The 22,227-nt window shown below is 68.7% G+C and carries 16 protein-coding genes; 6 read left to right on the top strand and 10 right to left on the bottom strand.

Features of this window, described 5'->3' with window-relative positions; all coding sequences use genetic code 11:
• Window positions 1-13 precede the first annotated feature (13 nt).
• Window positions 14-469: a hypothetical protein gene (locus ACTJJK_RS00520; RefSeq protein ID WP_440729180.1), complete on the top strand. Its 456-nt coding sequence runs from the start codon at window positions 14-16 to the stop codon at window positions 467-469.
• 45 nt (window positions 470-514) lie between these two features.
• Here ACTJJK_RS00520 and ACTJJK_RS00515 read toward each other — a convergent pair whose 3' ends face one another.
• From ACTJJK_RS00515 to ACTJJK_RS00505, 3 genes are all read right to left on the bottom strand, one after another.
• On the bottom strand, window positions 515-1,147 hold the full coding sequence (locus tag ACTJJK_RS00515) for a c-type cytochrome (RefSeq protein WP_440729179.1): 633 nt from the start codon (window positions 1,145-1,147) through the stop codon (window positions 515-517).
• Between the two features lie 145 nt (window positions 1,148-1,292).
• On the bottom strand, window positions 1,293-2,018 hold the full coding sequence (locus ACTJJK_RS00510; RefSeq protein ID WP_440729178.1) for an alpha/beta fold hydrolase: 726 nt from the start codon (window positions 2,016-2,018) through the stop codon (window positions 1,293-1,295).
• Between the two features lie 7 nt (window positions 2,019-2,025).
• A complete protein-coding gene (locus ACTJJK_RS00505; RefSeq protein ID WP_057970771.1) occupies window positions 2,026-3,429 on the bottom strand; it encodes an L-serine ammonia-lyase in 1,404 nt (467 codons plus the stop codon).
• 169 nt (window positions 3,430-3,598) lie between these two features.
• On the opposite strand from ACTJJK_RS00505, the gene ACTJJK_RS00500 reads away from it, so the two are divergent.
• Window positions 3,599-3,832: a glutaredoxin family protein gene (locus tag ACTJJK_RS00500; protein ID WP_223619971.1), complete on the top strand. Its 234-nt coding sequence runs from the start codon at window positions 3,599-3,601 to the stop codon at window positions 3,830-3,832.
• A 707-nt stretch (window positions 3,833-4,539) separates the two neighbouring features.
• On the opposite strand, the gene ACTJJK_RS00495 is transcribed toward ACTJJK_RS00500, so the two are convergent.
• From ACTJJK_RS00495 to ACTJJK_RS00485, 3 genes are read right to left on the bottom strand one after another with little or no spacing between them, the layout of a single operon-like run.
• Window positions 4,540-5,094, bottom strand: a complete 555-nt coding sequence (locus ACTJJK_RS00495) for a YceI family protein (protein WP_031370983.1) — start codon at window positions 5,092-5,094, stop codon at window positions 4,540-4,542.
• Entirely contained in the window at window positions 5,084-5,704 is a 621-nt protein-coding gene (locus tag ACTJJK_RS00490; RefSeq protein ID WP_081930640.1) for a cytochrome b, read from the bottom strand. The genes ACTJJK_RS00495 and ACTJJK_RS00490 overlap by 11 nt, the downstream gene beginning before the upstream one ends.
• Window positions 5,701-6,456: a YceI family protein gene (locus ACTJJK_RS00485; RefSeq protein WP_051884549.1), complete on the bottom strand. Its 756-nt coding sequence runs from the start codon at window positions 6,454-6,456 to the stop codon at window positions 5,701-5,703. Before ACTJJK_RS00485 ends, ACTJJK_RS00490 begins: the two co-directional genes overlap by 4 nt.
• Before the next feature lie 218 nt (window positions 6,457-6,674).
• On the opposite strand from ACTJJK_RS00485, the gene ACTJJK_RS00480 reads away from it, so the two are divergent.
• The 3 genes from ACTJJK_RS00480 to ACTJJK_RS00470 all read left to right on the top strand — a co-directional run bounded on the left by ACTJJK_RS00480 (window position 6,675) and on the right by ACTJJK_RS00470 (window position 17,791).
• Window positions 6,675-10,250 carry an ATP-binding protein gene (locus ACTJJK_RS00480; protein WP_440729177.1) on the top strand — a complete coding sequence of 1,192 codons (3,576 nt, stop codon included), beginning with the start codon at window positions 6,675-6,677 and terminating at the stop codon, window positions 10,248-10,250.
• A gap of 187 nt (window positions 10,251-10,437) precedes the next feature.
• Window positions 10,438-13,965: an ATP-binding protein gene (locus tag ACTJJK_RS00475; RefSeq protein WP_440729176.1), complete on the top strand. Its 3,528-nt coding sequence runs from the start codon at window positions 10,438-10,440 to the stop codon at window positions 13,963-13,965.
• Between the two features lie 112 nt (window positions 13,966-14,077).
• Window positions 14,078-17,791: an ATP-binding protein gene (locus tag ACTJJK_RS00470; protein WP_440729175.1), complete on the top strand. Its 3,714-nt coding sequence runs from the start codon at window positions 14,078-14,080 to the stop codon at window positions 17,789-17,791.
• 101 nt (window positions 17,792-17,892) lie between these two features.
• On the opposite strand, the gene hemE is transcribed toward ACTJJK_RS00470, so the two are convergent.
• From hemE to ACTJJK_RS00455, 3 genes are all read right to left on the bottom strand, one after another.
• On the bottom strand, window positions 17,893-18,969 hold the full coding sequence (gene hemE / locus ACTJJK_RS00465) for a uroporphyrinogen decarboxylase (protein WP_440729174.1): 1,077 nt from the start codon (window positions 18,967-18,969) through the stop codon (window positions 17,893-17,895).
• Window positions 18,970-19,278: 309 nt separating this feature from the next.
• Complete coding sequence (locus ACTJJK_RS00460; protein ID WP_031370976.1) at window positions 19,279-19,533, bottom strand: WGR domain-containing protein; 255 nt, start codon at window positions 19,531-19,533, stop codon at window positions 19,279-19,281.
• Window positions 19,534-19,618: 85 nt separating this feature from the next.
• Entirely contained in the window at window positions 19,619-20,593 is a 975-nt protein-coding gene (locus ACTJJK_RS00455; protein WP_440729173.1) for a helix-turn-helix domain-containing protein, read from the bottom strand.
• Window positions 20,594-20,711: 118 nt separating this feature from the next.
• Between ACTJJK_RS00455 and ACTJJK_RS00450 the strand changes: the two genes are divergently transcribed.
• A complete protein-coding gene (locus ACTJJK_RS00450; RefSeq protein WP_440729172.1) occupies window positions 20,712-21,359 on the top strand; it encodes a cysteine hydrolase family protein in 648 nt (215 codons plus the stop codon).
• 114 nt (window positions 21,360-21,473) lie between these two features.
• Here the strand turns inward: ACTJJK_RS00450 and ACTJJK_RS00445 are convergent, their stop codons facing one another.
• Window positions 21,474-22,058, bottom strand: a complete 585-nt coding sequence (locus ACTJJK_RS00445) for a hypothetical protein (RefSeq protein WP_223619872.1) — start codon at window positions 22,056-22,058, stop codon at window positions 21,474-21,476.
• Window positions 22,059-22,227: the final 169 nt, after the last annotated feature.

Raw genomic sequence — 22,227 nt, 5'->3', positions numbered from 1 at the left:
CCAGGGGACGAGCATGGATCTGCGAGTGTTGGGCGCTGTGGCGTTATGCGGTTTGATGGGGGCGATGCCGGCCTTGGCGACGCCGCCGGTGATCGTCGAAGCGCCGAGCTGTCCCCATCGAAAGCTGGATACGGTCGAGATCGAAGCCGGCAGCCGGGTCAGCGAGGGCACGATCGACCGTATGCCGACGCCGGTGAGTTACCGGCTGGCCTTCAACCGTCTCGCCGAGGTGGCGCAGGAAAAAGGCGCCAACGCGGTGGTGCTGCGCGGCCATCGCGCGACCTACTTCACCCGCGATGGCCGGCGTTCGAAGCAGGCCGTGCACGTGCAACTGCGGGGCGCCGCGATCCTGATCGAAGGCGATCCGGCGGACTGCGCGATGAAGCTGGTCAGCCCGCGCGACTACGCCACCCGCCCCGACGATCCGCGCATCGTGGAAACTCCATCGACCCAGGCCTACGACGACTGATGCCGGCGCGTTCGCGAGCGCCGGCGGCTTGAGCGCCGGCCGGGCTCAACGATGCTCCGACTCCGGCGTTGCCGAACGCAGCGCGTGTACGCGATCAGCGAGCACCGGCTCGTCGCGGCCGCCGTAGCGGGCGCGCAGCCAGTTCGCGAGTTCGGCGACCTGGGCGTCGTCGAGTTGCTCACCGAAGCCCGGCATGTCCTGCATGCGTTCCAAGCCCGGGAGGTCGTGCTCGGGCAAACCGTCGAGGATGGCGGCGATCAGGTTGTGCGGATTCGCATCGCGCAGGCTGCTGTTGCCGTGCAGGGCCGGTGCGACGTGCGGCACGCCTTGGCCGTCGCGGCCGTCGCGGCCGTCGCGGCCGTGGCAACCGGCGCAAAGGGCGAAATAGCGATCCTGCGCAGGCGAGGGGGCGGCAGCACCGGCTGGCCGTGCAAGCGCTGCGGCAGGCCGGGGCGAATCGCCGGTGAGATAGGTCGCGATGGCATCGAGGTCCTTGCCGTCGAGCCGGCTGGTCGACAGGTTCACGACCTTGAGCATTTCGTCCGAGGCCACCGCTGGCACTGCGGTGCCCGTGGCGAGATAGGCGCGCAGGCTCGCGCGGTCCCAGCCTCGCGCCGCCAGACCGGTTGGGGTGAGGTCGGGCGCGGCAAGGCGACCGAGCTCGTCGTTGCCGGTCAACGGGCGGTCGCGGTCGACCTGGCCGAGCCAACCGCGCGGGCTGTGGCATTCGCCGCAATGGCCGAGCGTTTCGACCAGGTATTCGCCGCGCTTCCACGCCGCCGAGCTGCCTTGCGAGGCCGGTTGGGCCGTTGCGGGCCGGGGCTCAGTCGCCGCCTGCGCTCGCGAACTCGTCGCGCCAGGCGCGTATGGCCGCCGCCGCAGCGGGTGCGCGGGCCTGCAGCAGGAAATGCGGCGCGTCGATCTCGATGCAGCGCGCGTCCGGCCGGGCCTCGGCGACGCGCCGCCAACTGTCGCGAGACACCAGGCGGTCGTGGCGGGCGCGCAGGAACAGCAGCGGGCAGGCGATCTCGGCCAGGGCCTCTGTGACGTCGGCCGCGCCGCCTTCGCGCAGGCGATGGCGCATCACTACCGGATCGAGCGATGCCAGCAGCGGGCCCAGGCGCGCGCGCCATTGCGGCGAGGACCAGCGGCCGAGCATGGTTGCGGCGACCCAGCGCGTCGGCATGCGGGCCAACGGCAGCAGCCCGGCGAGCCGCGCCAGCGTTGCGGCGTTCAAGGGCGAGCCCGGCGGCCGCGGCGCGCGGGCGAACGATGCGCACAACACCAGGCCGGCGAGCCGCGGCGGCTTCGATGCGGCGAGGCGGATCGCGATGGGGCCGGAGAACGACTCGCCGATCAACAGATAGGGTTCGTCGGCCGGCATTCGCGGCCGCACCAATTCGACCAGTTCCTCGTAACCCAGGATGCGGTCGCGCGGGTAGGCGACGACCTCGGTGTCGAAGGCCGGCGCCATCGCCGCGACGAAATCCGACAGCAGTTCGCCAGTGCCGTCCATGCCGGGCAGCACGATGCAGCGCATCGCGCTCATCCCGGCCTCAGCACTCGATGACGTTGACCGCCAGGCCGCCGCGTGAGGTTTCCTTGTACTTGTCCTGCATGTCGCGGCCGGTGTCGCGCATGGTCTTGATGACCTTGTCGAGGCTGACCTTGTGCTTGCCGTCGCCGCGCATGGCCATGCGGTAGGCGTTGATCGCCTTGACCGCGCCCATCGCGTTGCGTTCGATGCAGGGAATCTGCACCAGGCCGCCGATCGGGTCGCAGGTCAGGCCGAGGTTGTGCTCCATGCCGATTTCGGCCGCGTTCTCGATCTGGCTCGGGGTGCCGCCGAGGGCGCCGACCAAACCCGCCGCGGCCATCGAACAAGCCACGCCGACCTCGCCCTGGCAGCCGACTTCGGCGCCGCTGATCGAGGCGTTTTCCTTGTACAGGATGCCGACCGCGGCCGCGGTCAGCAGGAAGTTGCGCACGCCCTGCAGGTTGGCCCCGGGGCAGAAGCGGTCGTAGTAGTGCAGCACCGAGGGAATGATGCCGGCGGCGCCGTTGGTCGGCGCGGTGACGACGCGCCCGCCGGCGGCGTTCTCTTCGTTGACCGCGAGTGCATACAGGTTGACCCAGTCGAGCACGGTCAGCGGATCGCGCATCGCCGCTTCGGGCTTGCTCGACAGTTCGTCGAACAAGGCCGGCGCGCGGCGCGAAACGTGCAGGCCGCCGGGCAGGGTGCCGGTTTCGCGGATGCCGCGCGCGACGCAGGACTGCATCGCGTTCCAGATCGCGTCGAGGCCGTCGTTGATTTCTTCGGTGCTGCGCCAGACCCGCTCGTTGGCCATCATCATCTCGGCGATGCTGAGGCCGCTGCGTTGCGCCTGCGCCAACAGCTCGTCGCCGGAATGGAAGGGATAGGGCTGATCGGTGGTGTCGGCAACGATGCGGTCTTCGGCCGCTTCGTCCTGGTTGACCACGAAGCCGCCGCCGACCGAGTAGTAGTCGCGCGTGGCGATGACTTCGCCGGCCGCGTCGTAGGCGGTGAAGCGCATGCCGTTGGTGTGGAACGGCAGCTTCTGGCGCTTGTTCATGATCAGATCGTGCTTCTCGTCGAAGCCGATCTCGTGGCGGCCGAACAAACGGATGCGCTTGGTGCTGCGGATGCGTTCGAGCGCGGCCGGGATGATGTCGGGATCGATCAGGTTCGGCCAATGGCCTTCCAGCCCCATCAGCACGGCCTTGTCGGTGCCGTGGCCGCGGCCGGTCAGCGCGAGCGAGCCGAACACTTCGGCGCGCACGCGCGCGGTGCGGGCGAGGTCGGCGCCTTCGGCTTCGCTGTTGCAGCCTTCGATGAGCCAGCGCTCGATGAAGCGCGCGGCGGCGCGCATCGGGCCGACGGTGTGGGACGAGCTCGGGCCGATGCCGATCTTGAACAGGTCGAAACTGCTGACTGCCACGGGCTTGCTGCTCCAACGAAGGAAGAAGTCGGACGATGCTGGCGGACCGCGCGCCGCCGGCATCCGGACCGCGATGCCGCGGGAGGCGCGGAGCCGCTTATTCTACGCAGGTCGACCTGTTCCCGACGCCATACTGCGCCGCATTGCCGTGATCACGACCGCTCCCGCCCTGACCCTGTTCCAGCGCGACGACTGCCACTTGTGCGATCTCGCGCTGGAGGTGCTGGCGCAGGCCCGCGCGCCCGAGTTCGAGAGCGTCTTCATCGACGAGGACGAGGGCCTGGAGGCGCTGTACGGGATGCGGGTGCCGGTATTGCGGGATGAGGCGGGTGGGGTGGAGTTGGATTGGCCGTTCGATGCGGCGGCGGTGGCGCTGTTGTTGGGGCGGACGGGTGAGGGGTGAGGGATCGGCTTGCGTCTACTGGTTGCGCGCCTCGCTGCTGCTCCCCCCTTTGAAAAAGGGGGGCAGGGGGGATTTGCCGTTGCCGTAAAGATTCTGCTGTTGCTGTGCGTCGCGGCGAGCTAGCGAAGGCAATCGAAGACCCGGAGGGCGGCGCGCAGGGATGCGCGCCGTTTTTCATCGGGGGACATGGATGTCCCGTATGAAAAATCCCTGCGTCGGCATCGCTCGTGCGGGCCTGTGATTCAAAACAAAAGCATTTTTCTTTGGTGACTTTCTTTTGTTGCTTTAGACAAAAGAAAGTTACCCGCCGCTTTAGTGGCGGAAGCTTTTAGCGTTTGATCTTGTTTGTATGAACGCCATAAGCAAGTGCAGAGCTTCCGTCCGCTACGCGGCCGGGTTACTTTCTTTTGCTAAGCCCAAAAGTCCGTCTGGATTCCCTTCGGTCAAAGGTAACCAAAGAAAAGGGCTCTCCTTGCAAGGGCACAAGCCACGAGTGCGATGCGCGCGCCGGGATTTTCCGATAAGACGTCCCTGTCTTATCGGAAAACGCCGCACGTCCTGTGCGGCGCCCTCCGGGTCTACGTTTGACGGGAAAAACAGCAAAGCGGCAAAGCAGATCAAAATCACGGCAACGGCAACGGCAACGGCAACGGCTGGTGCCCGAGCACATGCTCGCTACGGCGCGCCATTGCGGCGCGCCGCCAAACTCACTTCGCCGGAGCGAAGATCACCTTGGTGCTGACCGCGACTTCGTTCGGGATGATCGAGGTGTCGGCCCAATCGCCGCCGCCCACGCCGAAATCCAGGCGCTTGACGGTGGCCTTGCCGGTCAACACCGGCTTGGCGCCGGCGGCCCAGGTGAAGGTCAGGGTCACCGGCTTGGTCGCGCCGCGCAGGTTGAGGCTGCCGTCGGCGGCGTAGTTGTTGCCGCCCAGGCTGCGGAACTTGGTTGCGGTGAAACGGGCCTGCGGAAACTTGGCGATGCTGAAGAAATCCACGCCCTTGAGGGTGTCGTCGCGCTCGCTGTTCTTGGTGTTGGCGCCGGCCAGCGGGATCACCACGTCGAGCTTGGAGGTGTTCAGCTGCGCCGGATCGAAGCTCAGGCGGGCGGTGAAGCCGGGGAAGTTGCCGGCGAAGACTTCGCCCTGGTACTTGGTGGCGAAGGTCAGGCTGGAACCGGTCTGCTGGACGTAGTCGGCGGCGAGCGCGGGCGCGGTGGCGGCGAACAGCAGGCCGGCCAGGGCGAGGGATTTAATCGGCATCGGGGTGCTCCGGAACTTGCGAGAGAGATGGGGAAGGCGAGGCGGCCAGGACCGGCTGCGGTTTGCGACGGCCCGGCAGCATCCGCGTCAGGGTGGCGTCGTTCTGGAACAGGTGGTGATAGAAGGCGGCGCCGGCATGCGCCAGGACCAGGACGAGCAGCAACCAGAAGCCGTATTCATGGATGTCGTGGCTCAGGCGCGACAGGTCTTCGCTGCGTTCGGCGATGCGCGGCAGGTTGAACCAGCCGAAATACTGCAGCGGGTAACCGGAAGAAGAGTTGAACACCCATCCGGAGATCGGCAGGGCGAACATCAGCGCGTACAAGGCCCAATGGGTCAGCGAGGCGATGCGCTCCTGCCAGTGCGGCGTGCCCGCGACCGGGCGCGGGGTGCCGGCATACAAGCGCCACAGCAGGCGCAGCACGACCAGGCTCAACAGGGTCAGGCCCAGCGACTTGTGCAGTGCGTAGATCTTGATCTTCGACGGGCCGTTGCTCATGTCGGTCATGGTCAGGCCGATGATGGCGATGGCGGCGATCAACAGCACGACCGCCCAGTGCAGCAACTGGCTGATCGGGCCCCAGCGGTCGGCGGTGTTCTTGAGAGTCATCGGCGGGGCTCCGGTTCGGGCGTGGCTGCGCTGGAAGAGGGGTCGGGCGGGGTGTCGGTCGGCGAAGGCGGCGGGCCTGGGTCGGGAATCGGTTCGCTGTCGGCCGGGGCGCCGGGCTCGGCATCGAGGTGTTGGTTGCGCACCGCTTCGGCTTCGATGCGCAGCTCGACCTCGTCGCCGATCACCGATTTCCAGGCGTCGATGCCGAACTCGGCGCGGCTCAGGCGCGCGGTCGCCGAGAAGCCGGCGGTGTGGCGGAACGGCGGCAACGGGTGGCGCTTATAGGCATTCAGACGCACGTCCATGCACAGCGGGCGGGTGACGCCGTGCAGGCTCAGGGCGCCACAGACCCGGGCCCGGTCGGACGGGTGTTCGCCCTCGCCCGGCAGCGGCTCGACGGTTTCGGAAACGAACCGGGCGAGCGGATGGCGCTTGCCGTCGAGCAGGTTGGCGGCGAGGGTGGCGGCGTTCCACTTGGCGTCGCCGAGGTCGAGCCGGGCCAACGGCACGCTGACCTCGAGCTTGGCGCTGCGCCAGTCGTCGCGGTCGAACAACAAGCTGCCGCTGGCGCCGGACACCGTGCCGATGGCCTGGGAGAAACCGGCATGCGAGACCGCGAACATCACCCGCGTGTGCACCGGGTCCAGGCCGTAGCGCTGCGGCTCGGCCGCGTGCGCTGCGGCCGCTGCCAGCGCGAGCGGCAGGACGGCGAGCGCGACGGGGACGACGGCGCAACGGCGGGTGAGAGGCATGACAGCTCCGGCAAGGTTCGGGAGGATTCTAGGCACAGCCGCGCAAAGTCGTGTCTAAGCACGCGCAACGATCCGTTTCGACCGCCTGCCCGCCCGGGAGTTCGGCCTCCGCGAGGCCTGCCTCTTGCTTCGTACAGGCGGTATCGCCGAGCCTAGTGCCCGACGGAACGAACAAGACGGGCGCTGGGACGCCGCGTTCCACCCGGGGAAGGAACCGAATGCTGCGAGCGCTGCTAACCGCCTGTCTGTGCCTGGGCGCCTCTTGGGCGGCCGGGGCGGCCGTGCCCGAAGTGCCGCGCGCGCGCATCATCGGCGTCGCCGACGGGCTGCCGTCGAGCAAGGTCAACGGCATGGCCTTCGACCACGCCGGCTACCTGTGGCTGGCCACGACCGACGGCCTGGCGCGTTACGACGGCATCGGCATGAAGGTCTGGCGGCATACGCCCGGCGACCCGGCTTCGCTGCCCGGCAACGACCTGACCCTGGTTTCGGTCGACGATCGCGACCGCATCTGGGTCGCGGCCGAAGGCCGCGGCCTGAGCATGATGGACAGCAAGCGCGAGGGCTTCGTCCATTACCGCCAGGCCGAGCGCCCCGAGATCGGCAGCGACGACACCTTCGCCGTCGCCAGCCGCAACGGCGAGGTCTGGTTCGGCACCTACGGCGGCGGCCTGCATCGGCTCGATCGCGACGGCCGCATCACCCGATTCGCGCCCAAGCCCGGCGACCTGCGCAGCCTGCCGGCGGAAACGGTGCTGTCGCTGGCCTACGACGGCCGCGGCGATCTGTGGGTCGGTACCTTCAAGGGGCTGGCGCGCTGGACCGGCAGCGATTTCGAACGCGTCGCCGTGCCCGGCGAAGAGCCGGCGCCGTGGATCTTCTCGGTCACCCCGGTCGGCGATCAACTCTGGGTCGGCACCAAGACCGGCCTGTACCGGCGCGAAGGCGACGGCCGCTGGACCGATCCCGACTATTCGGTGATGTTCGGCCATCTCAATGCGGTGCTGACCCTGGCGCCCGACCGCGGCGGCAACTTCTGGCTCGGCACCCAGCGCAGCATCTGGCGGGTTGCGCCGAACGCGGTGCCGGTGCCGGCGACGCTCGGTCCTGCGCGGCCGGCGCGTCCGGTGCAGCAGATCGTCGGCCAGGAAGACGGTTCGTTCTGGTTTCCGTTCGCGGGCACCGGCGTGGGCTATCTGCGTTCGGACTGGCGCCGCATCGCCCAGTACTCGCGCGAGCGCGGCACCTTGTCGAGCGAGCTCTATCCCTCGCTCGCCCCGTCGGCGAGCGGCGGGCTGTGGCTGCTCGGTGCGCGCGGCGAAATCGAACGCCTCGGCGCCGACGGCGTGGTCGAGCCAGTCAGCGACGGGCCGCACGATTCGATCGGCCACAGCGTGCCCAATGCCGCGGTCGAAGATCGCAAGGGCCGGCTGTGGGTCGCGACCAGCCGCAACAGCGTGGTGCGGATCGACCCTTCCGGCGTTTGGCGCGACTGGACCGTGGACACGCCCGAACCGGCGCTCAACGGCGAACCCGAGCGGATGCTGATCGCGCGCGACGGCACGCTGTGGATTTCGTTCCTGACCCAGGGCCTGCAGCAGCGCGACACCGACACCGGCAAGGTCTTGTCGACGATCTTGGTCGGGCCCGAGCAGGGCATCGGCGTCGGCGACCTGGGCTCGATGAAGCTCGCACCCGACGGTGTGCTGTGGGTCGCCTCGGGGCAGGGCATGTTGCGTCACGATGCCGCCGGCAAGCGCATGCAGGCGGAGCAAGGCCTGCCGCGCGAGCGCGTGTTCGGCTTCGTTTTCGACGCTGCCGACAGTCTGTGGCTGCAGACCCTCAAGGGACTCGAGCATTATCGCCGCGACGGCAAGCAGTGGCGCCTGCAAGCGCAGATCGGCGTCGCCGAAGGCATTCCCGCGGTCGAAGCCACCGATCTGTTCCGCGACCGCCTCGGCCGCATCTGGATGCCGACCTCGCGCGGTCTGTTCCGCTGGGACCCCAAGCACCGGCAGCTGCGTCACTTCGGTGTGCAGAACGGCATGAGCAGCCAGGAATTCATCCGCCGCGGTTCGACCATGACCCCCGGCGGCGTGCTCGCCTCGGCGCTGTCGGATGGCAGCGTGGTGTTGGTCGATACCGAACTGGCCGACCCGCCTCCGCGCCAGCCGCGGCTGCAGTGGCATCAGCTTGACGTGCGCCGGCACGGGCGCTGGGTGCCGTTGCCGTTGCAGGGCTCGTCGCTGCCGGCGGGGGCGACGCGCGCGGCGCGCTACGCGACGATTCCGTCGCTGGCGCCGGACGACCGCGAGATGCGCGTGCAATTGCGCTTGCTGTCGTTCGACGATCCGCAGGCCAATCGTTACTACACCCGCCTGGAAGGCTACGACAGCGATTGGGTGTCGGTCGGCAACAGCGGCGAGCGCGTGTTCGCCGGGCTGCCGTCGGGCAGCTACGTGCTGCATGCGCGCGCGGTCGACGCCAACGGCAATGCTGCGGTCGAGCGCACCCTCGAGTTCAACGTGCGCCCGCCGTGGTGGCGCACGCCGCCGGCGCTGGCTGCGTTGGCCGGGCTGGTCGCCTTGCTGGTGTGGTGGATCGCCGCCTCGTACCGGCGCCGCCTGCAACGTCGGCTGTCCTGGCAGGCCGCCGAGCACGAACGCGAAGTCGCCAAGCAGGCCTCGCTGGCGAAGACGCGTTTTCTCGCCACCCTCGGTCACGAGGTGCGCACGCCGATGACCGGCGTGCTCGGCATGAGCGAGTTGCTGCTGGATACGCCCTTGAACGAGCGCCAGCGCGGCTACACCGAATCGATCCTGCGTGCCGGCCAGCATTTGCTGCGCCTGGTCAACGACGCCCTGGACTTGGCTCGGATCGAATCGGGCAAGCTCGAACTCGCCGACGAGTCCTTCGATCTGCGCGCCCTGATCGAACAGGCCGCCGAACTGATGAGGCCGCTCGCGCAGCAGCGCGGGCTCGCCTTCGAAGTGCTGATCGCGCCGAGCGCGCCGCGCGGCCTGCGCGGCGACGCCAGCCGCGTCTGCCAGATTCTGTTGAACCTGCTCGGCAACGCGATCAAGTTCACCGAACAAGGCAAGGTCAGCCTGATCGTCGACGCGCTGGCGCCGCAGGGCGTGCGTTTCGAGGTCGCCGACACCGGCCCGGGCTTGAACGAAGAACAGAAGGCGCGCTTGTTCCGCCGCTTCGAGCAGGCTGACGGTGCGCGCACTGCGGCGCGCTACGGCGGCAGCGGCCTGGGCCTGGCGATTTGCCAGGAGTTGGCGGCGGCGATGGAAGGGCATATCGCCGTGCACAGCGAACCCGGCCAGGGTGCGCATTTCGTCTTCGAGCTGCCGTTGCCGAACGCCGAGCCGCCGGTGGGCACGAAATCGCCCGAGACCGCGACGCGTGGGCCGCAGATCGGTCCGCTGGCCTTGCTTCTCGTCGAAGACGACCCGACCGTGGCCGAAGTCATCGCCGGCCTGCTGCGCGCCCAGGGCCATCGGGTGACGCACGTGGCCAACGGCCTGGCGGCGCTCGCCGAAGTCAGTACGGCGCGTTTCGACCTGGCCTTGCTCGACCTCGACCTGCCCGGCATCACCGGCCTCGACCTCGCCCGCCAGTTGCGTGCGCAGGGGTTCGCGGCCCCCTTGGTGGCGGTGACCGCGCGCGCCGACGCCGATGCCGAGCCGCAGGCGAGCGAGGCCGGCTTCGATCGCTTCCTGCGCAAGCCGGTGACCGGCGCGATGCTCGCCGACACCGTGGCCGCGGTGCAGGCGGCGAAGCATTGATTTCGGCGCCGCCGGCACGGACGCAATCGTGACACGATGCGCAGTTGCGGCCCGCGCATACTGTTCCGGGAGTTTCGATGAACCGGACGGATGTCGCACAATGAGGCGCGCTTGCGCCTGCGGTAAGCCGTTGCGACGATAGCGCTCGACCGCACCGGGGGCTTCGCTCGCGGTCCAGGAGGAACCCGTGCTGGGACGTTGTCTGTGTCTGCTGATGTTGCTGTTCGCCATGCAGGCAGAGGCACGCCTTCCCGAAACGCCGCGTTTCCGCCGTTACGGCCAGGAACAGGGGCTGCCGAAGTCGGTCGTGAGCATGGACCTGGACCGCCAGGGCTATCTGTGGATCGCGACCGAAGACGGCCTGGCGCGCTACGACGGCGTCGAATTCACGGTCTGGCGCCACATCATCGGCCTGTCCGGTTCGCTGCCGGACAATATGATCGAAGACGTCTACGTCGATGGCCGCGACCGCGTCTGGGTCGCCAGCCGCGACGGCCTGAGCTGGCTCGGCAGCGATCGCAAGGAATTCGTCCGCGTCGTCTTCGAAGGCCAGGACGCTTCGTGCAGCGACGATGTCTCCTACATGACCGGCACCCCCGACGGCGCGATCTGGACCGCGACCTACGACGGCGAGATGTGCCGCATCGACGCCGATGGCCGCTTGTCGCGCTACACCCCCGGCGTCGGCGCCGGCGAACGCCTGCCGCCGGGGCCGGTGACAGCGTTGCTCAGCGACGATCGCGGCCGCTTGCTGGTTGGCACCATGCATGGCCTGGTGCGCTTCGAGCGCGGCCGCTTCGGCCCGATCGGCCGCGACGAGACCGCCGGCGTGCGCATCGGCGAGCTGTCGCGCGAAACCGACGGTTCGATCTGGGTCGGCAGTCAGCGCGGCCTGTTCCGGTTAGGCACCGACGACCGCATGACCCCGGCGCCGTGGGCGCTCGGCGAACAGACCACCAATGCCATCGTCGTCGGCGATCAGTCCGGCGGACGCTGGATCGGCACCACCGCCGGCCTCTACCGCGTCGACCGCGACGGCGAGGCGCGTTTGTTGCAGGACGATGCCGGCGACGGCATCTGGGATCGCCGCAGCGGCCTGCAGCAGATGCTGCGCGACGGCGAAGGCGGGCTGTGGCTGGTGACCTATTCGCAGGGGCTGGTTTATTTGCCGCCGGACTGGAATCGTTTCGCTTCGATCACCTCGGTCGGCGGGATCCAGATCGACCGCCTCGACGTGCGCGACATCGCGCCCGACGGCGAAGGCGGTTTCTGGATGCTGTCGGCGACCGACCTGTATCGCCTGCGCCGCGATTCGCGCGTGCTGGAAGCGGTCGCCGACAACCAACAGCTCGGCCTGAAGTGGATGCATACCCTGTATCTGCGGCCCGACGGCAAGCTGTGGATCGGCCATTCCAGCGGCTTGAGCCTGTTCGACCCGGCTACGCGCCAGGCGCGCAACTGGCCGTTCGGCGCCGGCGAACTCGGCACCACGGTGTGGTTCCTGCACGAACTGCCCGACGGCGGCCTGTGGCTGTGGTTCTCCGACGGCAGCGCGCGCCGCTACAGCGCCGCCGGCGAGCGCCTGCCGTCCGGCGAGATCGAGCGCGTGTTCTCCACCGCCGGTTTCACCACCAGCGCGGCGACCTTCGTGGTCGGCCCCGACGAGCAGCCCTGGTTCGCCGGTACCGCCGGTTTGCGGCGCTGGGACGGCAAGCGCTTCGTCGCCGTGCCCGGCGGCGCGTTCGGCGACGTCCAGGCGATGGCCTTCGCCGGCCCGCATCGGTTGTGGATCGCGCGCAACGGCGCGCTGGAGTCGTATCGCTGGGCCGAAGGCCAGCTTGCGTTCGAGCAACGCATCGACAACAGCGCCGGCTATCCCGACACCAGCGTGTCCGGCTTGCTGGTCAGCGACGCCGGCATGGTCTGGGCGACCACCTCGCGCGGTTTGCTGCTGGTCTCGCCGAAGGACAAGCGCCTGCGTCTGTTCGGTCTCGGCGACGGCATTCCCAACGTCGAGTTGAACCGCACCGCGCCGCAGCGCGGCGCCAAGGGCATCGCCGCGACCCTGTCGCTCGACGGCCTGGTGCTGTTCGACCTCAATACGCCGTTCCCGCGTTCGCGGCCGCCGCGGCTGTCGCTGGAAAGCCTGAGTGTGCGCCGCGAAGAGGACGAGTGGTCGTTGCCGGTCCAGCGCGACACCGTGCAACTGGAATCCGACGATCGCGATTTCCGCGTGGTCGCGCGGCTGATGTCCTTCCTCGATCCGCGTTCGCACACCTACCGCTTCAAGCTCGGCGGCTATGACCCGGACTGGATCGAACAGCGCGCCAACGGCGAGCGCGTGTTCTCGCGTCTGGAGCCGGGCGAATACCGATTGCAGGTGAAGGCCGCCGGCGCCGACGGTATCTGGTCCGATCCGGTTGCCTTCACCCTGCACGTCAAGCCGCCGTGGTGGCGCGCGACTTGGGCCCAGGTAGGTTTCGTATTGATCGCCTTGCTGCTGCTCGGGATCGGCGCGCTGGTGTACCGGCGCCGCCTCGGCCGCCGCAGCGACTGGCAACTGGCCGTGCACAAACGCGAACTCGCCGAACAGGCGTCGTTGGCGAAGACCCGGTTCCTCGCCACTCTGGGACACGAGGTGCGCACGCCGATGACCGGCGTGCTCGGCATGAGCGAGTTGCTGCTGGACACGCCGCTCGATCCGCGCCAACGCAGTTACACCGAGGCGATCCGCCGCGCCGGCGAGCACTTGCTGCGGCTGGTCAACGACGCCCTTGACCTGGCCCGGATCGAATCGGGCAAGCTCGAACTCGAAGACCGGCCGTTCGACCTGCGCGGGCTGGTCGACGAAGTCACCGGGCTGATGCAGCCGCTCGCGCGTCAGCGCGGGCTGGCCTTCGATGTCGTCATCACTTCGAGCGCCCCGCAGGGCCTGCGAGGCGATCCGAGCCGTGTCTGCCAGATCCTGTTGAACCTGCTTGGCAACGCGATCAAGTTCACCGAACACGGCAAGGTCAGCCTGATCGTCGACGCGCTGGCGCCGCAGGGCGTGCGTTTCGAAGTCGTCGACACCGGCCCGGGCTTGAACGAAGAACAGAAGACGCGGCTGTTCCGCCGCTTCGAACAGGCCGAAGGCGCGCGCACCGCCGCGCGTTACGGCGGCAGCGGCCTGGGCCTGGCGATCTGCCAGGAACTGGCCGCGGCGATGGAAGGGCATATCGCGGTGCAGAGCGAACCCGGACAGGGCGCGCGCTTCATCTTCGACGTGCCGCTGCTGCCGGTGGCGCCGCCGCCGCCGAGCACCGATTCGGAGGCCGCGCCGACGGTAACGCGCCGTTCGCAACCGCGCGCGATCCTGCTCGTCGAAGACGACGCCACCGTGGCCGAAGTCATCGCCGGCCTGCTGCGCGCGCAAGGCCATCGCGTGACCCATGTCGCCAACGGGCTGGCCGCCCTGGCCGAAGTGGCGACGGGGCATTTCGATCTGGCCTTGCTCGATCTCGACCTGCCCGGGCTCAACGGCCTGGACCTGGCGCGGCAGTTGCGTGCGCAGGGTTTCGAGCGGCCGCTGATCGCGGTGACCGCACGCACCGATCCGGATGCCGAGCCGCAGACGCGCGAGGCCGGCATCGACCGCTTCCTGCGCAAACCGGTGACCGGCGCGATGCTGGCCGAGGCGGTCGCCGCGGCGATGGGGCACGCGCCGCCCGAGTAAACGCCGCGGCCGCGGGCGGATGGGCGACGGAGTTGACTGCGGCCGCGCTTGCGCGAGAACACACACATTGCGACGATCCCGGATCGCCGCGCGTTGTGGCGAGGGAGTTCGGATGCGGCGCACTATTCGATGGCTGTTCGCGCTGACCGTGGCGGCGCTGTCCTGCGTGGCGTTGTTGCCCGGCCTGATCTCGACCGCCATGGCCGGCCTGCCCGAGACGCCGCGTCCACGCCAGCTCACGGTGGCCGACGGCCTGCCGTCCAACACCGTCAACCGCATCGCCGAAGATCGCCAAGGCTATCTGTGGCTGGCCACCAGCGAAGGCCTCGCCCGTTACGACGGCAGCGGCTACCGGGTCTGGCGGCGCGAGCAAGGCCTGCGCGACAACTTCCTGTGGGCGGTGCACGTCGATGCGCGCAACCGGGTCTGGATCGGCACCAGCCAGTCCGGCCTGGCCATGCTCGACGCCGACCGCAAGCAGTTCCGCTACTACGACCGCGCCAATACGCCGGCGCTGGGCGACAACAACATCTGGTCGATCGCCTCCATGCCCGACGGCGCGCTGTGGTTCGGCACTGCCCACGGCGGCCTGCACCGGATGGCGGCCGACGGCGGCATCACCCGTTACGTGGCCCGCGAAGGCGATCCGCGCAGCCTGCCCAGCGACGGCATCGCCAATCTCAGCGTCGCCCCCGACGGCACGCTGTGGGTGAGTACGCTGGCCGGCGCGGCGCGTTGGACCGGGCGCGATTTCGAGCGCGTACCCGACAAGGCGCTGACCTCGGTCATCGTTAACACCATCACCTTCGAGAGTGACGGCACCGCCTGGTTCGGCACGCCGCACGGCGTCGGCGTGCGCCGTCCGAACGGCCGTTACGAAGCGCAACCGTGGGCGCGTTTCGCCCCCGGCAAGACCATCATCGACGTGCTGCGCCGCGATCGCAGCGGCCAGTACTGGTTCGATCTGCCCGAAGGCCTGGGCATCGGCAACGCCGAAGGGGTCGCGGTCGTGCCCTTGTTCAGCAGCACCAGCCAGGGCTTGGTGCGGCCGAACTGGTCGGGCGCCTACGAGGATCGCGAGGGCGGCCTGTGGTTCGCCAGCAACGGCCACGGCCTATGGTATCTGCCGCCGAACTGGCGCCAGTTCTCGGTGCTGACGCGGCGCATCGACGACCCCGCGACCCTCGGCAACGCCAGCGTGCGCGGCATCGCCCCGGCGCAGGGCGGCGACATGTGGCTGGTCGGCAGCGGCGGCGTGCTCGACCGCCTCGATCCGGAGACCGGGCATGTCGTGCATGTCGCCAAAGGATTCAGCGGCAACCTCGGCCTGGACCGGGTGCTGCAGGATCGCGCCGGCCAGGTCTGGGTGACTTATTACGGCGGCCTGGCGCGCATCGATCCGGCCACCGGCGCGTACCGGAACTGGAGCCTGGACAGCGTCCGCGATCCGACGATCGGCGGCACCACCGCCGAGTTGGTGGAAAGCCAAGGTCTGATCTGGCTGCTCGGCAGCGACGGCGATCTGCAGGCGCGCGATCTCGACGGTCGCGTGCGCGAGTCGTTCGCCTTCGGCGAGCGCGGGCTGCCGAAGGACGCGGTCCTCGAACAAAGCGGTAACGGCCCCGATGGCGCTTTGTGGGTTTCCAGTTCGCAGGGATTGTGGCGCTGGGACGCCGCCGCGCGCCGCTTCGAAGCGGTGTCGGGTTCGCCGAGGCAGCCGGTGCATGCCTTCGCCTTCGAAGGGCGCACGCGGGTGTGGGCGGCCGGTTTCGGCACGCTGGAGGCCTATCGCTGGGACGGCGTGCGCCTGCAACGCGAGTCGAGTCTTGGCGCTCGCGCCGGTCTGCCGTTGACCGAAGCGCGCGGCCTGATCGTCGATAGCGCCGGCTTGGTCTGGATGACCACCACGCGCGGCCTGGTGCGGGTCGACCCGCAACAGCGTTCGGTACGCGTGTACGGGGTCAAGGACGGTTTGCCGAGCCAGGAATTTCTGGAACGGCCGCGGGCGCGTCCGAGCGACGGCCGCATCCTGGTCGGCAGCCCGGAAGGCCTGATCCTGTTCGATCCGGCGGTGGTGCGGCCGATCGACCGCGCACCGCCGCTGATCATCGAGACCATCGAAGTGCGGCGGCGCAACGAGCGCATCGCGTTTCCGGTGGCGAATGCGGCGGCCGCGGTCGCTGCTGTCGAGCGCGCACCGATCGCGTTCGAAGGGATTTGGTCCGATGGCGTTCCTCCCGTAGCGACGGTCGACGGCATCCATCCGATTACGATCGCCGACGGCATCGCGCCCATTACGATCGCCGACGGCATAGCGCCCATTACGATCGCCGACGGCGATCGCGACCTGCGCATCGTGGCGCGGCTGTTGTCGTTCAACAATGCACAAACCAACCGTTACCGGTTCCGGCTCAGCAATTACGATCCCGGTTGGGTCGATGTAGGCGCCAGCGGCGAACGCAGCTTCTCGCAACTCGCGCCCGGCGACTACCGCCTGGAAGTGAAGGCCAAGAGTGCCGACAACGTGTGGACGCCGGTGCAGGTCATCGCTTTCCATGTCGATTCGCCGTGGTGGTGGAGCCCCTGGGCGATCACCGGCTTCATCGCCCTGGTGCTGTCGCTGCTCGGCCTGCTCTGGTTCGCCTACCGGCGGCGTGCGCGCCGCCGCCTGGCCTGGCAACGCGCTGAACACGAACGCGAAGTCGCCAAGCAGGCTTCGCTCGCCAAGACTCGCTTCCTCGCCACCCTCGGCCATGAAGTGCGCACGCCGATGACCGGCGTGCTCGGCATGAGCGAACTCCTGCTCGACACCCCGCTCGACGACCGCCAGCGCAGCTACACCCTAGCGGTGCGCCGCGCCGGCGAGCACTTGCTGCGCCTGGTCAACGACGCGTTGGACCTGGCGCGGATCGAATCGGGCAAGCTCGAACTCGCCGACGAAGCCTTCGACCTGCGTGCGCTGGTCGAGGAAGCCAGCAATCTGATGGCGCCGCTGGCGCGCCAACGCCGCCTCGCGTTCGAGATCGACATCTCATCGGGCGCGCCGGCGGGTTTGCGCGGCGACGTCAGCCGGGTCTGTCAGATCCTGCTCAACCTGCTCGGCAACGCGATCAAGTTCACCGACGAAGGCAAGGTCAGTCTGCGCGTGGAAGCGTTGCAGCCGCAGGGCGTGCGCTTCGAGATCGCCGACACCGGCCCCGGCCTCAACGAAGAACAGAAGAACCGCTTGTTCCGCCGCTTCGAACAAGGCGACGGCGCCCGCACCGCGGCGCGCTACGGCGGCAGCGGCCTGGGGCTGGCGATCTGCCAGGAACTGGCGGCGGCGATGGATGGCCACATCACCGTCTACAGCGAACCGGGGCAGGGCGCGCGTTTCGTCTTCGACCTGCCGTTGCAGAACGTCACGCCGCCGTTGCGCAGGCACGACGAATCCGCGTCGATCGCCTACGCCGCGCCGCTGTCGCTGTTGCTCGTCGAAGACGATGCGACCGTCGCCGAAGTCATCGCCGGCCTGTTGCGCGCGCAGGGGCATCGCGTCGCCCATGTCAGCAACGGTCTGGCGGCGTTGACGGAAGTGGCGACCGGGCATTTCGACCTGGCCTTGCTCGATCTCGACCTGCCCGGCATCAACGGCCTCGACCTGGCGCGCCAGCTGCGCTCGCAGGGTTTCGCGCAGCCCTTGATCGCGGTGACCGCACGCGCCGATGCCGACGCCGAACCGCAGGCCACTGCGGCCGGTTTCGATCGTTTCCTGCGCAAGCCGGTGACCGGCACCCTGCTGCGCGAAGCCATGGACGCGGTGTTGTCGCGCAAGACGGGCGGCTGAGTACAGCCTGGACGACTGCGCTTAGCCCCTCTCTCGTTCACGGGAGAGGGGTTGGAGTGAGGGCACCAGGTCGGCGCGTACCCTCACCGATCGAACGAGCCTCAGCGCGCGCTCAGCTCGTGCACCGCCGCGACCATCGCCGCGACGTGCTCGGGCTGCATGTCCGGCGACATGCCGTGGCCGAGATTGAAGACATGGCCCTCGCGCGAGCCGCCGTTGCCGTCGCGGTAATCGTCGAGCGCGCGGCCGACTTCGCCGCGGATCGTTTCCGGCGTGGCGTACAAGGTGACCGGATCCAGGTTGCCCTGGATCGCGACCTGGCCGCCGATGCGGCGCGCGGTGTCGCCCAGGCCGATGGTCCAGTCCACACCCACCGCTTCCGCGCCGCTGGCGGCGAGGTCTTCGATATACGGATCGTTGCCCTTGCCGAACAGGATCAGCGGCGCGCGTTCGTCGCCTTCGCCGCGCGGCAGTTCGGCGGCGATGCGTTGCAGATAGCGCAACGAGAACTCGCGGTACATCGACGGCGACAACACGCCGCCCCAGGTGTCGAACACTTGCAGCGCCTGCGCACCGCTGGCGTGCTGGGCCTTGAGGTACTCGATCACCGCGTCGGTGACCACGCTCAGCAGACGGTGCATCGCCGCCGGATCGTTGAGGGCGAGCGACTTCACCTTCGAGTAGTTGTCGCTGCCGCCGCCTTCGACCATGTAGCAGGCCAGCGTCCACGGGCTGCCGGAGAAACCGATCAGCGGCACCGAGCCGTTCAATTCGCTGCGGATCGTGCCGACCGCATCCATCACGTAGCGCAGTTCCTTGCCCATGTCGGGCACGGCAAGGCGGTCGATGTCGGCGGTGGAGCGGATCGGGCGCTCGAACTTCGGGCCTTCGCCGTCGGCGAAATACAGGCCCAGGCCCATCGCATCGGGCACGGTCAGGATGTCGGAGAACAGGATCGCCGCATCGAGCGGAAACCGGCGCAGCGGCTGCAGGGTGACCTCGCAGGCCAGCTCCGGGTTCTTGGCCAGGTTGAGGAAGCTGCCGGCCTGGGTGCGGGTGGCGCGGTATTCCGGCAGATAGCGGCCGGCCTGGCGCATCAGCCAGACCGGCGTGCGGTCGACGGGTTGGCGACGCAATGCGCGCAGGAAGCGGTCGTTGACGGGAGAGGGATTGGACATGAGAGAACCGTGGCGAAGTACGCCGTCAATGGGAGGGAAAGATGGAATGCGGCGAGCCGGCGGGGCTGCGCGGGAATGGGGTGGGCGGGCGGTCGTGGCCAGCTAAAGCAAATCCCCCTCGATCCCCCTCTTGCAAAGGGGGAAGACCTCCCGATGAGAGAGCGCTTTCAAAGAGGGAGGATGCGGCGTGGTGCCAAGGCAAAGACAGGCGATCTATCGCTTCGTAAGCACACGCGGTTCCCCCCTTGGTAAAGGGGGGGCAGGGGGGATTTGCTGTTCCCGCCCGATCGGACCGAACCACGGAAAGCCTCATCGCGGCGCTTCGGCGCCCTGCGAGAACATCAGGTGGAAGCCGCGCTTGAGCTGTTGGTCGCGGGCCTGTTCCAGCGCCGCCAGGGCGCTGTCGTGGTCCATGAACTGCTCGCGCCGGACCGTGCTGCGGCCGCCGATCTGGCCGGTTTCGCGCACCAGCGTCCAGCCGCCGAGCAAGTCGGGCTGCAGCATCAGCTGTACGAAGCGGGGGGCTTCGCGGCCTTCCGGCCGTTGTTGGAGAAGGAGGCGCACCCGGCGATTGTAGCGGTTGCGGGGCCCGCGCCGAGCGGGCCGGTTGTCGCGGTCCGCACGCCGGAGCGTTGCGTCGGCGGTACTTTCAGGCGCCGCGGAAACCGCGTCGGTAGGCCGAGGGCGAGGTGCCGAGCTGGGCGGCGAAGTGTTGGCGCAGAGAGGCCGGGGTGCCGAAGCCGGTCTCGGCGGCGATCGTGTCCAGGCTGGCATCGCTGGTTTCCAGCAGGCGTTGCGCGCGCGCCAGGCGTTGGCCGGTCAGCCATTGCCCGACCGTGGTGCCGGTGCTGTCGCGGAAGCGGCGGGTGAAGGTGCGCCGGCTCATCAGCGCGCGTTCGGCCAGGGCGTCCAGGCTGTGCGGCCGGTCCAGGTGGGCCAGCGCCCAGGCCAGCACCGCGGCCAGCCGGTCGTCGTGAGCGGAGGCCGGCAAGGGTTGTTCGATGTACTGGGCCTGCCCGCCCTGGCGGTGCGGCGCGACCACCAGGCGGCGGGCGACGCGGTTGGCGATCTCGGCGCCGTGCATGCCGCGCAGCAAGTGCAGGCAGCAATCCAGCGCCGCGGCGGTGCCGGCCGAGGTGGTGATGCGTTCGTCGTCGACATAGAGCACATCGCGTTGCAGAGCGACCTGCGGATAGCGCGCGGCGAAGTGCTCGCTCCAATGCCAGTGCGTGGTCGCGCGGCGACCGTCGAGCAGGCCGGCTTCGGCCAACACGTAGGCGCCCAGGCACAGGCCGACGATGCGCGCGCCGCGCGCGTGGGCGCCGCGCAAGGCTTTGAGCAGAGGTTCCGGCGGGCGTTCGTCGGCGTCCCGCCAGGACGGCACGATGATCGTGTCGGCGCTGCGCAACGCCTGCAGGCCGTAGCGCGTCTCGATGCTGAAACCGGCGCGGGTGCGCAGGCGGCCGGGCTCGGCGGCGCAGACGCGCAGGTCGAACTGTGGCAGGTCGAGGTCGCGGTCGCCTTCGCGGTTGTCGAACACCAGGCAGGGCACCGACAGGTGGAAGGGGCTGATGCGGTCGAAGGCGACCACGGCCAGGCGGCGGGAAGCGGCGGATTCGTTCATGGCCTGATTCTACATGGCCCGATCCTGTCGAATATTGTCATTCGGGCCAGTATCGGCCGGATCGGCAAAGACGAACAATGAGCCCACTTCGCAGCCACCCCTTCCCCGGAGACCACTCATGAACGCTTCGTCCAACAGCCGCAAACGCGCCCTGGTCGTGATCGATGTCCAGAACGACTATTTCGCCGACGGCCTGCCGATCGAATACCCGCCGGTCGCCAAGACCCTGCCCAACATCGGCCGCGCCATGGACGCCGCGCGCGCCGCCGGGGTGCCGGTAGTGGTGGTGCAGAACACCGCGCCGGCCGGCTCGCCGGTGTTCGACAAGGGCACCCCGGGCTGGGAACTCAACGACGTCGTCGCCAGCCGCCCGCGCGATCACTACATCGAGAAGAACTTTCCGAGCGTGTTCACCGGCACCGACTTCAAACAGTGGATCGAGCGCAACAGCATCGACACCCTCAGCGTGATCGGCTACATGACCCACAACTGCGACGCGTCCACGGTGTTCGAGGCCGCGCATCTGAACTTGAACGTGGAGTTCCTGCACGACGCCAGCGGCTCGCTGTCGTACGAGAACAGCGCCGGCCATGCCAGCGCCGAGGAGATCCACCGTGTATTCAGCGTGGTGTTCCAAAGCCGCTTCGCCGCGGTGCTGAGCACCGACGAATGGATCGATGCGCTGCACACCGGCGCGGTGCCCTGCCTCGACAACCCGCATGCCTCGAACCAGCGCGCACGGGCACGCAACAAAGCCGCCGCCTGAGGACCGCTGCCGCCGCCCGGACCCGGCCCGGGTTCGAGCCGGTCTGGCGATGTGCGGCCTTGCAATGCGAAGCCCCGCCCAGGCGGGGCTTCGTCTGTCGGTGGCTCGGCGACTTCAGAACGACGGCGGGTTCTTGAGTTGGACCTGCTGCACCCAGGTGCCGAAACCGGTGTCCAGATGCACGATCTCGCCGAGCAACTGCGCGCCGAGCGCCTCGGCCTTGATGAAGACCGAGCCGTTGTTGTACTCGTTGATTTCGTACTCCGGCCGGCCGCGCACGATGGTGCGCGAGGCGTTCACGTACTGCAGGCCGGTCACGACGATGTTCCACTGATTGCCGTTGGCGTTCAGGGTGGCGAAGGCCGAGCTGTCGTAGACGCCGCCGTTGGTGTAGTTCAGCACCGCATGCTTGATCGCGTCGGTGAGCGCGCTCCAGTTCACGTTGAATATCACCGTGCTCGTGCGCGCGTTCGGGTAGTTGCCGAAGCGCTCGTAGGCGGCCTGCGCGGCGATCTCGGGTAGGTCGGTGGGCTCGAAATGCTTGTCGAGGAATTCGAACTGGTTGGCCATGGACGGCTCCTTGGTGGTGACGGCGGGTTGTGCGGAAGTAGGCTGGCCGGCGCCCGCCGCATCCGTCGCGGGCGAGGGCCGGGTCAGGGCGTTGTGCAGAAGCAGCAGTTCGAGGGGGTTCAAGGCCATGCGGTGCCGATCCTCAGCGCGGGCGGTGCACATCTGGAAACGTGAGGGCGGGGGTGTTGTGAAGCGCGGCGGCGCGCCGCGACGGGGTTCACAGGGGCGGCGCGGCTGCGTTAGTTCGGGCAGTGGATGCAGGCGGGCCGTTCGTTGCGAGCGCACCGCTTTCGATCTC

Origin of the sequence: Lysobacter sp. 22409 (genome assembly GCF_052045105.1) — a bacterium.
In the GTDB taxonomy this organism is placed as follows: Bacteria; Pseudomonadota; Gammaproteobacteria; order Xanthomonadales; family Xanthomonadaceae; genus Lysobacter; species Lysobacter antibioticus_B.
This window is presented reverse-complemented; position numbering and strand designations above follow the sequence as displayed.

Excerpts from the sequence above, each read along its gene's own strand:
- ACTJJK_RS00495 (WP_031370983.1), bottom strand. The coding sequence starts at position 5,094 with ATGCCGATTAAATCCCTCGCCCTGGCCGGCCTGCTGTTCGCCGCCACC.
- ACTJJK_RS00470 (WP_440729175.1), top strand. The coding sequence starts at position 14,078 with ATGCGGCGCACTATTCGATGGCTGTTCGCGCTGACCGTGGCGGCGCTG.
- ACTJJK_RS00485 (WP_051884549.1), bottom strand. The coding sequence starts at position 6,456 with ATGCCTCTCACCCGCCGTTGCGCCGTCGTCCCCGTCGCGCTCGCCGTC.
- ACTJJK_RS00480 (WP_440729177.1), top strand. The coding sequence starts at position 6,675 with ATGCTGCGAGCGCTGCTAACCGCCTGTCTGTGCCTGGGCGCCTCTTGG.
- ACTJJK_RS00455 (WP_440729173.1), bottom strand. The coding sequence starts at position 20,593 with ATGAACGAATCCGCCGCTTCCCGCCGCCTGGCCGTGGTCGCCTTCGAC.
- ACTJJK_RS00445 (WP_223619872.1), bottom strand. The coding sequence starts at position 22,058 with ATGGCCTTGAACCCCCTCGAACTGCTGCTTCTGCACAACGCCCTGACC.
- ACTJJK_RS00510 (WP_440729178.1), bottom strand. The coding sequence starts at position 2,018 with ATGAGCGCGATGCGCTGCATCGTGCTGCCCGGCATGGACGGCACTGGC.
- ACTJJK_RS00450 (WP_440729172.1), top strand. The coding sequence starts at position 20,712 with ATGAACGCTTCGTCCAACAGCCGCAAACGCGCCCTGGTCGTGATCGAT.
- hemE (WP_440729174.1), bottom strand. The coding sequence starts at position 18,969 with ATGTCCAATCCCTCTCCCGTCAACGACCGCTTCCTGCGCGCATTGCGT.
- ACTJJK_RS00490 (WP_081930640.1), bottom strand. The coding sequence starts at position 5,704 with ATGACTCTCAAGAACACCGCCGACCGCTGGGGCCCGATCAGCCAGTTG.
- ACTJJK_RS00520 (WP_440729180.1), top strand. The coding sequence starts at position 14 with ATGGATCTGCGAGTGTTGGGCGCTGTGGCGTTATGCGGTTTGATGGGG.